Raw genomic sequence first — 16593 nt, 5'->3', positions numbered from 1 at the left:
TTTTCTTGCCTTGCTTCGCTTTAATCCGCGAAGCAAAGCAGGTATTAACAAGGTAGGTCTCCTAGATACAGCCCTTAAGAGTGTTCGAGTACATCACTGATGATTAGTAGAGTTATCAATGGATTATAAACGGAGGGAGTTGTTTCCCACCTCTATGAGGAATGGTATAGCACTACACTGTAGCCACATTGCTTATCGAGATGGATTTATACACGGCTGTATCTGGCCATTCATCTTGAGCAGTACTTGTACCATCAGATAAAAATAGAATACTAGCAAGATTACTGACTATTTATTGATCTACAAATTAATAAATAGTACAATCGTTCATTTATTTTATTCTTTGATTTAGTGAGCAGCATCATGTCTTTTTACCACCACTTAGCTTTTGAATACGCTTCACTACCAGAATCTCACCCTGTAACTATTACAAATCGATTACTATGCCTTGACGAGATAAAGTTGGCTAGCTATATAATTGATTTGTCTAATTCTTTTGATGTAGCTCGATATCAAGCTGAAATGGAAACAGTCCAATATATTTATCCTCATGCTACTATTTTGCTAGTTGGCTTACAAACTGACAATAACCCAATGAATATTACTGAACTGCAAAGTCTTGCTGGAGCAAGACCTTATTTCATCATACCTAATGTAGGTAGCAGAGACCAACAATACAAAGTAATTGCTATACAGACAATAGCTATACTTTATGAGCAGCTCAGAACAGCCATTCAACCCTATGGCAATACTCCTCTGGGTCTGGCATTACAAGATCTGGTTAAGCTTGCCCAGCAAGAGGGACCAGAGACTGCTCTTGTATTAGCCTGTGAAACATTCAATCTGATTAATGGATTACAGCAATCAGACGACAGTAAAAAATTGCAAGCCGTTGCAGACTTTTATGAAACGATGAAAGATAAACTTATATCTCGTCAAAGCATATTAAGTACATGTTTGACTGTACTATGCCGGATATTACTCTGCGTATTGACGGTTGCTGTTTGTAGTGGTGTTAGTGGCGGATTAGGCTTTTTGATTGCAGGACCTGTTGGTGCAACTGTTGGTACGCTCATCGGTGTCGCTCTTTCCATATGGCTCAGTGATCTCGCCGCCCAAAAGTTTAATTCAACACCCCATTTTGCGGGATCATTTTGCCTTTTTAAAACCTCTATCGGCAAGAGCCTTGATAAGGTTGTATCGACTGCACGTCGAAATAGTCTAAACACAGAAGCATCAGCAACAGACTTTCCAGCAGATAATAGTACCCTCTCGGCGCAGCAGTCATGGTCTAAAGTCGGCCATCCATAGGATCTTTAACAAGATATTGGAGGCCGACTTCGGTGGCAATTCGCCGTTAATTAGTGATCCTTTTCATCAGCATAAGATAAAACAATGACTTCTGTTCCTACAGTAATGAACTGTTCATTTAACCACTTGGCCGCACTGGGTAACACCCGAACGCAACCATGGCTCGTATTGGCATAAGGTACTTCATAAGCCGCATGAATGGTAAAACCTTGATAAAAATACATGCAATAAGGCATCTTTGCCCCACCTTCTGTTTCTACTGGATACTCTCCTGAGCGGCATTCCAGGCCGCGTTTATTGTAGACGTGGAAAGTCCCGGTAACTGTACGGCACGATTGATTAGCATTTTCATCACAAACATCTTTACCACCCGAAGCACTACCCGTCATCAGGCGATTGCCTTCAGGATCATAAGCAGCCCAGGCATAGGCTTTGGGATCAAAAATAAATTGTTTTTTCCCCGGAGGGGTAATTTTCACAGGAAAATAATCTCGTCCCCGTTTATCCCGTAAATAATGGGTAGTACGATGCATATATCCATTATCGTCAGTAATTAAGGTCGATTCATCATAATATTCCGCACAGCCAGCAAGCCCAAAACACAACAAGCCTGCCAAAAACAACTTATTCATGTAAAAAAATCTCTCTATTAAAAAATAATTTAATGGTAACCATAACAACCTTCATCGCTGATATTTATTGCTTTAAACGGCGATATTTAATACGGGAAGGTTTGGTGGCTTCATCACCTAATCGTCGCTTTCTGTCCGCTTCATAATCGCTATAGTTGCCTTCGATATACACAACCTGGGAATCTCCTTCAAAGGCCATCAGATGAGTGCAAATCCGGTCTAAAAACCAGCGATCGTGAGAAATGACAATGGCACAACCCGGAAAGTTTAATAGCGCTTCTTCCAAAGCTCTCAACGTTTCCACATCCAGATCGTTAGAAGGTTCATCAAGTAACAAAACATTCCCGCCTCGCTTAAGCAATTTTGCTAAATGAACGCGGTTTCGTTCACCTCCTGATAATTGCACCATTTTCTTTTGCTGATCAGCCCCTTTAAAGTTAAAGCGTCCAACATAAGCACGGGAAGGCATTTGAAATGAGCCTACTTGCATAATATCGTGCCCATCCGAAATTTCCTGCCAGACTGTTTTATTATCATCCAAATGATCACGCATCTGATCGACATACGCTAAATTTACAGTATCACCAATACGAATTTCTCCGCTATCAGGACTTTCCTGTCCTGTAATCATTTTGAGAAAAGTGGATTTACCTGCACCGTTAGGGCCAATAATTCCCAAAACACCGCCTTTGGGTAATTGAAAATTCAAATCATCAATCAGTAAACGATCACCAAATGATTTACGAACCTGTTTTCCTTCAATGACTAAATCCCCCAAACGCTCACCGGGCGGAATATAAAGTTCATTCGTTTCATTACGTTTTTGAAATTCTTTGGAATTCATTTCTTCAAAACGGGCAAGTCTTGCCTTGTTTTTGGCATGACGTCCCTTAGGCGATGTACGTACCCATTCCAGCTCCGCTTTAATCGCACGCTGATGAGACGCCTGCTGTTTATCTTCCATCGCTAAACGTTCTTCTTTCTGCTCAAGCCAGGCCGTATAGTTTCCCTTGTAAGGAATACCTTCGCCCCGATCAAGCTCTAAAATCCATTCAGCCGCATTATCCAGGAAATAGCGATCATGAGTGATAGCAACAACAGTCCCGGAAAACTCTTCCAGATAACGTTCAAGCCAGGCAACACTTTCTGCATCCAAATGGTTGGTTGGCTCGTCAAGCAACAACATATCAGGGCTTGATAACAAAAGGCGGCAAAGCGCAACACGGCGGCGCTCACCACCCGATAATTGATTAATTTTTGCTTCCCAATCCGGTAAACGAAGAGCGTCTGCAGCGATATCCAGCCTTCGATCAAGATCCCAGCCGCCATGAGTTTCAATATCATTTTGTAATTCACCCTGTTTAACCAACAGGTCATTCATTTCCTCATCACTCATTGGTTCAGCAAAGCGCATACTAATCGCATCAAATTCAGCCAATTTCGTCTTGATGTCTGCAACACCCTCTTCCACCACCTGTCGTACAGTCTTATTCAGGTCAAGCTGTGGTTCCTGCTCCAAATAACCAATTTTAATACCGGGCTGTGGCCTGGCTTCCCCTTCAAACTGCTGATCAACGCCAGCCATGATACGTAACAAAGTGGACTTACCCGAGCCATTTAAACCCAAGACGCCAATCTTTGCTCCTGGAAAAAAACTCAATGAAATATCCTTTAAGATAAAGCGTTGATTATCCACTATCTTGCTGACGCGGTTCATGGTAAAAATATATTGTGACATAGGTGTTTTATCTCAATTAAAACAAGTGCAGAAGGTAAACCAAACAGAATGGTTTCTCAAGAGGCAGCTGCACCTGCTGATTAACGTTTAAATAAGGCATGCATCATCAAGCGTCACTTTATTAAGACCAATCAAGAATAACTTTTCCTGACTGACCTGACGCCATGATTTGAAAGGCATGCTGATAATCTGCGACAGGAAAATGATGAGTCATCACCGGTTCCAAATTTAATCCACTTTGCAGCATAGCAATCATTTTATACCAGGTTTCAAACATTTCCCGACCATAAATTCCTTTAATGACCAAACCTTTAAAAATCACTTCATTCCAATCAATCAAAGTTTCCTGCGGGGGAATACCTAACATGGCAATATGACCACCATGATTCATTGTCTTAACCATATCATTCAAAGCCATAGGATTCCCTGACATTTCGAGTCCCACATCAAAACCTTCTATCATACCCAGCTCGTCCATGACCTCTCGAACAGGCTGATATTTAACATTCACGGCACGGGTAGCACCCATTTTACGTGCCAACTCCAGACGGTAATCATTAACATCAGTAATCACTACATGACGTGCACCCGCATGACGTGCTATCGCCACGGCCATAATACCAATAGGCCCTGCTCCTGTAATTAACACGTCCTCACCTACAACATCAAAAGCCAAAGCGCAATGAGTTGCATTACCGAATGGATCAAGAATTGCAGCTTGTTCAGAAGTAATATCATCAGGTAAAACCAAGACGTTAGTCGCAGGCAATGCCAAATATTCGGCAAAGCAGCCAGGTCTGTTCACACCAACACCTTCTGTATTACGACAAAGATGTCGTTTACCTGCCCGGCAATTTCGGCACATACCACAAGTAATGTGTCCTTCACCTGAAACACGCTGCCCTGCTTTCAATCCTTTTACTTCCCGACCAAGTTCTACAATCTCGCCATAAAACTCATGACCTACCGTCATAGGGACAGGAATGGTAGCCTGCGCCCAGTCATCCCAATTATAAATGTGAATATCAGTACCACAGATCGCTGTTTTATGGATTTTAATAAGGACGTCATTGACACCGTACTCAGGAGTTGGCACATCCTGCATCCAGATTCCCGGCTCACGCTTGGCTTTCACTAATGATCTCATGGGTACACCTCTCAAAATGTTTTATATCAACAAATTTTTAATTCTTTGCCTACTTTGGCAAAAGCATCCAGGGCTCTATCCAAATGCTCTAACTCATGAGCCGCAGACATTTGCGTGCGAATCCTTGCTTTGCCTTTTGGTACAACAGGGTAGGAAAAACCAACAACATAAATGCCTTCTTTCAATAAGCATTCAGCCATACGTCCAGCCAATGCCGCATCACCTAGCATGACAGGAATAATCGGATGCTCACCAGGAACCAACTCAAAACCCAGTTTTGTCATTCCTTCACGAAAATAGCGACTGTTCCGCTTTAATTTTTGTGCAAGCTCATTACTTTCTTGCAATAAATCCAATACGGCAATCGAACTATGAGCAATCACCGGCGCTAAAGTATTAGAAAAAAGATAAGGTCTTGAACGCTCACGCAACCACTCAACAATTACAGCATTTGCCGCAGTATATCCCCCTGAAGCACCACCCAGTGCCTTACCCAAAGTACCGGTAAGAATATCAATTCTATCGGCAACCCCACAATATTCAGGCGTGCCGCGACCTGTTTCTCCCATAAAACCCACTGCGTGCGAATCATCAACCATCACCATCGCATCATAACGATCAGCCAGTTCACAAATCGCCGCCAGATTAGCAATAATGCCATCCATCGAGAAAACCCCGTCCGTGGCTATTAAACGAAATCGGGCATTTTTGGCAGCAATAAGCTGTTGCTCCAGATCTTTCATATCATTATTGGCATAGCGAAAGCGCGTTGCCTTGCACAAACGCACCCCATCGATAATACTGGCGTGGTTTAAAGCATCACTGATAATTGCATCTTCTGCACCGAGTAGTGTTTCAAATAATCCTGTATTGGCATCAAAACAGGATGAGTAAAGAATAGTATCTTCTTTGGCAAGAAAATGACTTATCTTTTTTTCCAATTCTTTATGTACTGTTTGTGTGCCACAGATAAAACGCACGGAGGCCATACCATAACCATATTTTTCCAGCGCCTTTTGCCCCTCGGCAATTAAAACCGGATGGTTAGCAAGACCTAGATAATTGTTAGCACACAGGTTAATTACCTCGTTATTTTTTACTTTAATTTCTGCCTGCTGGGGACTCGCAATGATGCGCTCCCCTTTGTACAGACCTTCTTCCTTCAGTGTATTTAACTCAGTTTGCAAAAACTCAGTAAATTGCTCGCGCACATTACTCTCCTTTTGAGTTTATAAAAATTTAAAGGGGGTAATGATAACAAATTTTACACACGCTCACTATGAAATCATTTAATTTCACCGGGAACTGCCTAAAAAACAATCTCCCGGATGAATTAAGATTGAATCAATCGCACCTTTTATCAATTCTTGCTAAAATCCTCGCAACGTTTTAACCTACGCTGTGCTTATAATTAGACTTCTTCTCTGTGTAGCAGCGTTTTCGATGAAGTCTATTCACTGGTTGAAATCTTATAGCTCATTACAACGTGTTAAATTAAAATCGCTTTTACTAATATGATGGTGAACTAATGACTAATGGTCAAAATGCTCGAATCAACATGGTCAAACAACAGCTTCGTACTGGTGACGTACTTGATGAAACTATTCTTTCTTTATTTGATATTTTCCCACGTGATGAATTTGTCCCTGATAACCAACGTGCTTTTGCTTATTCTGATATGCAAATACCGCTGGCTCATGGTCAACGAATGATGACCCCTCTGGAAGAAGGTACCTTACTCCAGGCATTGGCCTTACGAGGTCATGAAACGGTGTTGGAAGTAGGGACGGGGACGGGATTCTTGACCGCTCTTTTGAGTCGATTATGTAAAAAAGTATTAAGTATTGATTATTATCAGGAATTCACCCGTATTGCACATCGTCATCTCGATCATTATAAATGTACGAATGTCGAACTCATTACGGGAGATGCCTGCCGTGGCTGGCTTGATAAAGCGCCTTATGACGTCATAGTATTTACTGGTTCGCTGGAGAAGCTTACGGATACGCATCGTCTACAAGTCCTGCCCGGCGGCAAGTTATTCGCTATTATTGGTAAAGCACCTGTTATGCAGGGCCAATTACATCATTTACACCATGACGGCAGCTGGCATGGTCAAGTGGTATTCGAAACCTGCATTCCTCCCTTAATTGACAAATTAAAGCCGAAAGAGTTTGTTTTCTAGGAACAAGGTTGTATGAAAAAAATAGTGTTGTGCCTGTTGGTGTTTGCTCAGAGTTTATCGTTTTCCTCGCATGCAACCGATCTGATGGATATCTATCAGCAAGCCCTGGAAAATGATCCTCTGTTTAAACAGGCTTATAGCGCTTATATGTCCAGTAGTGAAGCACTACCCCAGGCACGCGCCGCACTATATCCTCAAGTGGGTATCAGGGCTTTTGTCTCCCGCAATGTTGAAAGCGTGGCTGCCGCGCACGACAAATTTGAAGTCACTTATAATAATAATCAATGGCAGGTGAATGCCTCCCAGGCACTTTTTAATTATCAGGCCTGGGCTCAGATACAACAGGCAAAAGCGTCAGTCAAAGCAGCACAGGCTGGTTTTAATGACGCTGCCCAAAGCTTGATTTTACGTACTGCAAATGCCTATTTTCAAGCGCTACTCGCTAAAGATACCCTTAATTTTGCTGAAGCAAAGAAACGAGCTAACAAACGCCAACTGGATCAAGCTGAACAACGCTTCAAAGTAGGATTGGATGCAATTACTTCTGTCTATGAAGCCAAAGCTGGCTATGACCGCTCGCTTGCACAAGTTATTTCTGCAAGAAATAATCAGATTAATCAGAATGAAAATTTACGTAAACTCACTAATCATGTTTATGACCATTTATCTTCTCTGCGAGATAGCCGAATCCCTCTCATTAAACCTGAACCAGCCAATGTCGATGAGTGGGTTAATACCGGTTTGAGGCAAAATTATAAGCTGTTTGCTGCACGATTCAGTCTGGATGCAGCACGTGAAGCGATTAAAATGCAATCAGCCAATAGCTGGCCGGTTTTTGCATTACAGGGAAATGCGACTGAAACGCACAATCAAGGTAATAATAACTCTTTCAATAGAGCTATTTTCGTACCTAATCGTCAAGCGAACGCGAATGTTGCCATAGCAATGACTTTTCCTGTTTTTCAAGGCGGATTAGTTGAATCAAAAACCAGACAGGCCCAATATGATTTCCAGACAAGTAGCCAACAACTGGAACAAATTTATAGGGATGTGGTAGTAAATAGTCGCATTGCATTTAATACCATTATTGATGGGATCAGTAAGGTCAAGGCAGACAGGCAAACTATTATTTCGCAGCAAAATTCATTAGAAAGTACAGAAGCCCAATTCGAGGTAGGAACGCGCACCATGGTGGATGTCGTCAATGCCCAACAACGGCTTTTTGAGGCACAGCAACAGCTTGCCAGTGATCAATATGATCTGATTAACGCAATTTTAAATTTAAAATACCTCGCTGGTACACTAACCGTTACTGATCTGGAAGAAATTAATTCCTGGTTAGAAACAACCCGTGTGATGAATTTTCCTCCAGAAGGCACAAAATAGGTTATTAATATGTCTGTCAATCCCTCTTTTATTGAAAAAAAACTCCTGCATTACACAGGGAAAGCCATTGCTGATTTTAATATGATCCAACGCGGTGATCGTGTCATGGTTTGTTTATCCGGGGGTAAAGATTCCTTTACCTTGCTCACTTTATTACATCATTTAAAGCGGCGTTCAAATAATAAATTTGAACTGTTTGCTTTTACGCTGGATCAGGCACAACCCGGCTGGAATGATAAAGCACTGAGGCATTGGCTACAGGAACGAACTATTCCCCATGAAATTCTTACCCGTGATACTTATAGCATTGTGAAAGAAAAAGTGCCGGAAGGTAAAACTTATTGTTCCCTCTGTTCAAGATTAAGACGAGGAATTATTTACCGTTATGCCGAAGAACACGGGTTTACTAAAATAGCACTGGGGCATCATCGTGATGATTTGATCCGTACCTTACTCATGTCCATTCTTTACAATGGCGATATACGATCAATGCCACCCAAACTGTTAAGCGATAACAAAAAACACATCGTTATTCGTCCGCTGTGTTACGTTCAGGAACAAGATATTATTAAATACGCACAGGAACAGGCTTATCCTATCATTCCCTGTAACTTATGCGGCTCCCAGGAAAATCTGGCCCGAAAACGAATTGGAAAACTCATTGATCAACTGGCAGAAGAAAATGCTAAAGTCCCCAGTAATATTTTACACGCACTGCAAAGCATTAAGCCTAGCCAATTGATGGATCAGGAACTCTGGCAATTCAGAAATCTCGAGCAACAGTTAATTAATAATTCTCCTTCGATGGACGCCGAAACTGTTCTTTCCGAAAAAGAAATCCCCGAATTGGAAGAATAAAAACTAATAGTGTCAAGTAAACTTAAGGTTAATTAAAAGTCGAGATCCATGGGGATTTTTAATAAAACATTGGATGCCGACTTGTGTTGGCAATTCGTGTTAATGACTATTTTTTATCCGGTACAAAGGCAATTAACGCCTCGAAAACCTGTGTGATTTACAAAAAAGTTACAATAGTTATCATTTTGGCAACGTTCCCAAATCCCACTTTTTACGTTACTATTGGTATAAAAAAAGAAAGGCTATTTGAATTATGACTGATGCATTCAACACAAGTTTTCGTAAACTTCGTATTTATCAGCACAGAAATTTAAAGTTTGATGTTATCGCAGCGATTGTTGTCTTTTTAGTTGCAATTCCGCTATGCCTGGGCATAGCGTTAGCTTCGGGTGCTCCTTTATTCTCAGGAATTTTAAGCGGAATAATCGGTGGTATTGTAGTGGGTACTCTTAGTGGCTCACAGGTCAGTGTGAGCGGACCTGCGGCTGGCATGGCTGCTATTGTAATTGCCGCCATTACCCAATTAGGTGATTTTAATATTTTTCTTCTCGCCCTCGCTCTGGCGGGAGTTTTGCAGATTATTGTGGGCATCATGCGTGCCGGTTTTGTAGCTGATTATGTCCCCTCCAATGTTGTTCAAGGTCTTTTGTGTGCGATTGGCATCTTATTAATCATCAAACAACTTCCTTTGGCCTTTACTTTATCAACTGATTTAAAAGAACTTCAACATCATCTGTTAGAATCAGCAGAAGGCATCACACTTACCCCTCTTTATGAATTATCGTCTCACATCAACACAGGCGCTGTCATTATTTCGCTTATTTCTTTTATTGTGTTAATCTATGCCGATAAAACAACTATCAAATGGGTTCAAAGTGTTCCTGCTCCCATTGTTGTTGTCATCATGGGAGTTTTAATTAACGAATTTTTTGTGATGATCAATTCGCCTTTTGTGCAAAACAGTCCTCATCTGGTCAAGGTTCCTGAGCATGACGGTTTTTCAGATCTGGTGAGTCAATTACAATACCCCGCATGGTCAGCCTGGACTAATCCTAAAGTCTACTTATATGCTTTTATTATCGCTATCGTAGCCTCGCTGGAAAGTTTGCTTAACGTGAAAGCAGGTGAAAAATTAGATAAAAAACATCGTTATTGTTCAAAAAATCAGGAGTTGTTCGCTCAAGGCGCTGGCAACCTGATCGCGGGCTTAATTGGCGGCATTCCCGTTACTTCCGTTATTGTGAGAACTTCTGTCAATATTCAAGCGGGTTCTAAAACCAAGGTTTCTGCTATCTTGCACGGTGTATTTCTTCTCATTGCCGTGCTGTTAATTTCAGAGTGGCTGAATAAAATACCCTTATCTTCTTTAGCAGCAATTTTAATCTTCACCGGATATAAACTTACAAAACCATCGATATACACCACTATTTATCAACAAGGCGCAGACCGATTTATTCCCTTTATCGCCACTGTAATTAGTATTGTTGCTTTTAATTTACTTGCCGGTATAGTGATTGGTCTGATAATCAGTCTTTTTTATATTTTAAAATCTCATAGTCAAGCGCGCCTCGACATTATTAAGGAAATTCATCCCACGGGTGAAATTAGCCGTCTTGTTTTGCCCCAACACATTACTTTTTTAAATAAAGCATCCTTAATTGCTGAACTTGACTCTATTCCCAGACAATCTCACATGATTATTGATGCGCAAGATTGTACTTATATTGATAAAGAAATAATTGAATTAATTAAGGAATTTAAGGAAGAACAAGCTCCTTTAAAACAGATAGCTTTAAATCTCGTTGGATTTCAGGAACATTATGACATCCATGATTATATTAACTTCATAAATTTTACAACGTATGACGTTCAGGCAAATCTTGCGCCCTATGAAGTGCTCAACATTCTCCGTGAAGGTAACCATCGATTCATTAATGATACTCGTATTCATCGTCGTTCTATCAATGAAGTGCGATATACTGCCCAGTCCCAGCACCCTATTGCCGTTGTCCTGGGTTGCATTGATTCACGTGTGCCTGTAGAAACTATTTTTGATATGAGTTTTGGCGACTTGTTCTGCATACGTGTTGCAGGGAACGTTGTGAACGACGATATCCTCGCCAGTATTGAATATGCCTGTCATGTAGCAGGCGCAAAATTGATTGTCGTTTTAGGTCATACACGGTGTGGCGCAATTCAGGCTGCCTGCGATGGTGTCGAGAAAGGCCATATAACACAACTGCTTGCTAAAATTAAACCCGCTGTCGCTGCAGAAACACAAACTATAGCTGAACGCAATTCTGGCAATCAGACTTTTACTACTCATATTACCGATCTTAATATAGCCAATACTTTGCAGCAAATTTATCAGGATAGTCAGATTTTAAGGCTAATGATCGAACAGGAAACAATCGGGTTGGTGGGAGCTATTTATAATGTAGCTACAGGAAAAGTAATGTTTAAGAATTATAGTGAGGCATTGGCTCAATTAGATAATAACACCGACACCAATCTGAACGAAAAGTTAGGAAAAATTCTGAATGAAGCAAACTCTCTTCGAACGACAACAGCCTAAATTACAATAGAATATCCGGAATCAATTTATTTGTCTCGAAGTGGAGTATATAATTTGTTCCCTGACATTCACAGGAGCAACGATGCGCGCATCACAATGGCTACTAGCCACTCTCAAAGAAACCCCTAACGATGCGGAAATTATTTCCCATCAATTGATGTTAAGAGCAGGGATGATTCGCAAACTAGGCTCAGGTCTTTATACCTGGTTGCCACTGGGACTTAACGTGTTACGCAAAGTTGAATCCATTGTAAGAGAAGAAATGAACCGTGCCGGCGCTATGGAAATACTAATGCCTGCCGTACAACCCGCTGAGTTGTGGCAGGAAACAGGACGCTGGGAAACTTTTGGTGGTCAACTGTTGACCATGCATGACAGTAACGATCGGGAATATTGCTTTGGCCCTACCCATGAAGAAGTCATTACGGATTTAATCCGGCATGAGCTTCAATCCTATAAACAATTACCTATCAATTTGTATCAGATTCAAACCAAATTTCGTGATGAAATCAGACCCCGCTTTGGTGTGATGCGCGCCCGTGAATTCATTATGAAAGATGCTTATTCTTTCCACCTGAGCCAGGAAAGCTTGCAGCAGACTTATGAGATCATGTACCAGACCTATTGTCGTATTTTTGATCGGCTTGGTCTGCGTTATCGTGCAGTAGAAGCTGATACCGGAGCAATTGGTGGCTCAGCCTCGCATGAATTTCAAGTATTGGCTGATTCTGGGGAAGATTTAATTTTTTATAGTGACAATAGCGACTATGCAGCTAACGTTGAACAGGCAACTTCTCTTCTGCCTGAAAAAGCAGGAAGCAATTTTAAAGAAACGATACAATTAATCAGTACACCCGCACAAAAAACAATAACCGATGTTGCACAATTTTTACAGGTCAAGCCAGATCAAACAGTAAAAACATTAATTGTTGAAGGTAGCGAACACCCTTTAGTCGCCCTCATTTTAAGAGGTGATGACGAATTGAATGAAGTCAAAGCCAGCAAACATCCTCTGGTCAAATCTCCTTTATCTTTTGCAAGTGAACTCGTTATTCTGCAAACACTTAAAGCACCTGTTGGCTCACTTGGACCCGTTGGCCTGACTATCCCCATTGTTGTCGATCATCATGCGCTAGCCTTGACTTCGTTCATTTGTGGCGCGAATCAGCCGGATAAGCATTATCGCAATGTCGTCTGGGAGCGTGACGCGCATTATCATGATGCTTATGATCTGCGAAACGTTAAAGAAGGAGATCCCAGCCCTGATGGAAAAGGAAAACTGAGGCTCTGTCGCGGCATTGAGGTAGGTCATGTATTTCAGCTGGGTGATAAATACGCGCGCGCAATGAATGCGAATGTAGTTAATGAACACGGACAGTTGCAAACCATGATTATGGGTTGTTACGGTTTAGGGATATCGCGAGTCGTTGCAGCGGCTATTGAACAACATCACGATGAACGCGGTATAATCTGGCCACAAGCTATCGCTCCTTTTCAACTGGTGATTATTCCAATTAACGGTCACCGTTCAGCGCTTGTTAAAGACACCGCTGATAGGCTTTATCAACAACTTGGTACACAAGGCTATGAAGTCTTGCTTGACGATCGGAATGAACGGCCTGGTTTTTTGTTTGCTGACAATGACTTGATTGGTATCCCGCACCGTCTCGTTATTAGTGAACGGCATCTTGCACAAAAAACAGTTGAATACAAAGCTCGTTCGAGCGATGAGATATTACAAATTACACTCACTGATCTCCCAGCTTTTCTTGATGAAAAACTAGGGGTGATTAAGTCAATGTGATATGCGACTAATGACAGGAAGATTATTCATTGAAATATATGAATTAAATATATACAATATACATTTAAAAAACGCAGGTTGTAATGATGCCCCAGGATTTATCTGTAGATGCACCAAGCCCTTTTCATAATTTTTTAATGAATTATGGCAATTTAATACAAGCGCTCATTGAAAAACTCGATATGACTTCGTTAATCATCTTACAGGGAGTCAATAAGAGTCTGTATCAATGTATTTTGCGGTATTTTTTTCAGCAAACAAGTACAGAGGCGTTACAATACCAGGGTAATTGGCTTAAAAACGCGGTTTTTAACCCTCAGAGTCCATTAGAACCAGACTTTCTAAACAGACAGTTAATCCACCAGCAATTAATCCAGCAATGGCCTGATAAAGACGATCTGACCATTGAAATGCGGGTTTATGGCTTAATATATACTGCCCGTCAACAAAATACATCGTTACAATTAGATAAAAACTTTCTTTTGCTTTTAAACAACGCCCTGACTGATCCCAGTCAAGAAAATGATTATCGATTACAGAAGCTTGTCCCCCCCTTACTACCCCTGCTTCCTCTTCGATACAGGAACGAATTGTTTGAGAAAATTATCAACCAAATCGATAACGATAAGCAGGTTAAGCGTTTTGATGAACTAATTCCCCGCAATCTGAAAATATTACAGTTAATGGTACGGGGGAATTTACTTACTCGACTACAAATGACCCGTTTAAGTGAGAAATTAGCGCCTATACTTGAACACGCTGAATCTGGAAGCTGGTTTGTTGGTATTGCGGCGTACCAGACCCTCCGCGTATTAGCACCTAAACTTCAAAAAGAGCTAGTTAAACTACATTTGCCTGTTATTATTAAATTACTAAAAAACGGAATTGGTTTTCGTTATGGAAAAATAGAGAGGACATTGTCAGCATTATCCCCTTATTTATCATCAGACCAAATTCATGCTCTTTGGTCTGATGCCATTAAGATGCTGAACGACAAGGATAAGTGTTCTCAGTGTGCCGCTTGTGCAATATTGTTCGCATTAGCATCCCGTTTATCATCACAGCAAATTAAAAGCATTTTACCTGATATTATTGACTTGCTGAATGATAATGATACTCGTACAGCAGGACTTGAAGCATTGAACGCTTTCTTATCTTACTTATCATCGGAGCACATTCATGTTGTTTGGCCCAATTTTGCTGATTTGCTGAACCATCAGAATTGGGCTGACGAGGAAGGAACAGAGAAAAATGTATACTCGATATTGTCTGCATTGTCATCCCTATCATCGTATTTGCCTCAAAACCAAATTAACGCTATTTTGGCTAATGTTGTTGACTTGCCAGGCAACAATAATCTGTCTGGCCAGATTGCATGCGAGACATTGTATATATTATCATCCCGGTTATCATTTGACCAAATTCAAGATAGCTGGTCTAAAGTTATTGAATTACTGGAAAAGAATATTGTACCTTACAGAGCACGTATTAACTTGTCCCCATTTTTATCCCTGATACCAGCAACATATATTAACTCTTATGTTACCGAATTGGTAACAAATAAAAACAGGGCTTTCCTTCAAAAAAAATACAGAATATTTTCTTTATTGTCATCACGTTTTTCATCAGAACACATTGATTCTATTTTGCCTGAAGCTATCAAACTACTAAGAGAGGACATGAGTGTTATTTGCGAAGATAACCTCTCGATTAACAAGCCTATCAGACACAGTATGGATATATTTATATCTCGTAATGCATTGTGTGTATTATTCGCCCGTTTATCATCAAGCCAGATTAAGACTATCTTGCCCGAAGTTATTGAATTACTGAACAGTAACGATGAGACAACTCGTCAAAGAACATGCGAAACATTGCCCGCATTAGTATCCCGTGCATCATCAGACCAAATTAAAGCTATCTTGCCCGAAGTTATCAAATTAATGAACGATAAATCTCCTATTCGTCAAACAATAGAGGAAATATTGCCTGCATTATTACATCGTTTATCATCAGAACATATTGTTGTTATTTTGCCTGAAGTTATCAAATTGCTAAAAGAGGCTCTAATTGATAGTAACGAAAGAATACACACATTATTCAGATTGTTCTCTCGTTTATCATCAGAGCAGATTAAAGCAATACCAAGCAATATTAAACGCTACTGTATTGATACTCTTCGCTCTTATCTCAAACTTAAAAGTATATTTACTTTTAAATTGTTAACCATTTTTTTACCTGAATTGACACAGGAAGACCTGTTTTCAGTACTGTTTGGCATCGAAGTGACACAACGTAACGAAGACTTGCCATTCTGGGTATGTAATTTTATTAACAAAGCCTTACCTCGAATTAATTTTACCCTGATTTCTCAAGAATCATTAAAAAACCATCCTCTTTTAATGCTGATGAAATTAATGGCTCAATGGCAACAAGAAATTAAATACACTGTTGCCGGGCTTTCTCCGGCTTCTGACAGAAACAATCGATTTTTTCCAAACACTATTGTGGCTCCAAATAACCGGCACCCAATGGTAAACCAGGATTCTTCATTAACTGAGGAACAAAAGAAACGTATTCAAAAATTAATTAATACGCTGGATAGAGAAATCCGTAGTTGCTGGCCTTATCCTAATAAGAAATTAAAACGAATAAAAATGCAGGCTTTAGATAGCCTGCTTGAATATGATGGTCGTCTTACTTTGAAGGAGTCGCTTGCCAGAGTCAAAGCAGATTATCCGCTGGCTCTGGAAGGAAAGATAAGTACTCGTATACGAGATCTGTTCATCAGCTTGAAAGAGAACAGATTTCACCAGGTTTGACACCAGCAACCAGTGGCTGAACCTCAGACCAGGTAATCATAATAGCTCACCTGAGCGCTTCATCCTGAACATAATGAAGGAGCCAGGCATAGATGAATTTTAATTAATATCAATAATTCAGGACAATGTATTGAA

General features: G+C 40.6%; 11 protein-coding genes. 7 read left to right on the top strand and 4 right to left on the bottom strand.

Going from position 1 to position 16593, the window contains the following annotated elements; genetic code table 11:
• Positions 1 to 462: 462 nt before the first annotated feature.
• A complete protein-coding gene (locus T345_RS0101175) occupies positions 463 to 1311 on the top strand; it encodes a hypothetical protein (RefSeq protein ID WP_131777793.1) in 849 nt (282 codons plus the stop codon).
• A 50-nt stretch (positions 1312 to 1361) separates the two neighbouring features.
• On the opposite strand, the gene T345_RS0101170 is transcribed toward T345_RS0101175, so the two are convergent.
• The 4 genes from T345_RS0101170 to T345_RS0101155 form a co-directional block, all read right to left on the bottom strand.
• Positions 1362 to 1943, bottom strand: coding sequence for a L,D-transpeptidase (locus T345_RS0101170; protein ID WP_028387721.1), 582 nt, complete (start codon positions 1941 to 1943; stop codon positions 1362 to 1364).
• A gap of 64 nt (positions 1944 to 2007) precedes the next feature.
• Entirely contained in the window at positions 2008 to 3681 is a 1674-nt protein-coding gene (gene ettA, locus T345_RS0101165; protein WP_028387720.1) for an energy-dependent translational throttle protein EttA, read from the bottom strand.
• Between the two features lie 121 nt (positions 3682 to 3802).
• Positions 3803 to 4828: an L-threonine 3-dehydrogenase gene (gene tdh, locus T345_RS0101160; RefSeq protein ID WP_028387719.1), complete on the bottom strand. Its 1026-nt coding sequence runs from the start codon at positions 4826 to 4828 to the stop codon at positions 3803 to 3805.
• 26 nt (positions 4829 to 4854) lie between these two features.
• Positions 4855 to 6039 carry a glycine C-acetyltransferase gene (locus tag T345_RS0101155; RefSeq protein WP_028387718.1) on the bottom strand — a complete coding sequence of 395 codons (1185 nt, stop codon included), beginning with the start codon at positions 6037 to 6039 and terminating at the stop codon, positions 4855 to 4857.
• Between the two features lie 317 nt (positions 6040 to 6356).
• Between T345_RS0101155 and T345_RS0101150 the strand changes: the two genes are divergently transcribed.
• The 6 genes from T345_RS0101150 (at position 6357) to T345_RS0101120 (ending at position 16458) form a co-directional block, all read left to right on the top strand.
• Positions 6357 to 7013: a protein-L-isoaspartate O-methyltransferase family protein gene (locus T345_RS0101150; RefSeq protein WP_028387717.1), complete on the top strand. Its 657-nt coding sequence runs from the start codon at positions 6357 to 6359 to the stop codon at positions 7011 to 7013.
• A 12-nt stretch (positions 7014 to 7025) separates the two neighbouring features.
• Positions 7026 to 8399: a TolC family outer membrane protein gene (locus T345_RS0101145; protein WP_028387716.1), complete on the top strand. Its 1374-nt coding sequence runs from the start codon at positions 7026 to 7028 to the stop codon at positions 8397 to 8399.
• 9 nt (positions 8400 to 8408) lie between these two features.
• Positions 8409 to 9257, top strand: a complete 849-nt coding sequence (gene ttcA / locus T345_RS0101140; RefSeq protein ID WP_028387715.1) for a tRNA 2-thiocytidine(32) synthetase TtcA — start codon at positions 8409 to 8411, stop codon at positions 9255 to 9257.
• Positions 9258 to 9510: 253 nt separating this feature from the next.
• On the top strand, positions 9511 to 11832 hold the full coding sequence (locus T345_RS0101130; RefSeq protein WP_028387714.1) for a bifunctional SulP family inorganic anion transporter/carbonic anhydrase: 2322 nt from the start codon (positions 9511 to 9513) through the stop codon (positions 11830 to 11832).
• An 82-nt stretch (positions 11833 to 11914) separates the two neighbouring features.
• Positions 11915 to 13636: a proline--tRNA ligase gene (locus tag T345_RS0101125; protein ID WP_028387713.1), complete on the top strand. Its 1722-nt coding sequence runs from the start codon at positions 11915 to 11917 to the stop codon at positions 13634 to 13636.
• 83 nt (positions 13637 to 13719) lie between these two features.
• Complete coding sequence (locus T345_RS0101120) at positions 13720 to 16458, top strand: hypothetical protein (RefSeq protein WP_131777794.1); 2739 nt, start codon at positions 13720 to 13722, stop codon at positions 16456 to 16458.
• The last annotated feature ends 135 nt before the right edge of the window (positions 16459 to 16593 follow it).

Source organism: Legionella fairfieldensis ATCC 49588, from assembly GCF_000621525.1.
GTDB classification, from domain to species: domain Bacteria; phylum Pseudomonadota; class Gammaproteobacteria; order Legionellales; family Legionellaceae; genus Tatlockia; species Tatlockia fairfieldensis.
Note: the sequence above shows the minus strand (reverse complement) of the source record. Positions and strands in the feature narration are given on the sequence as shown.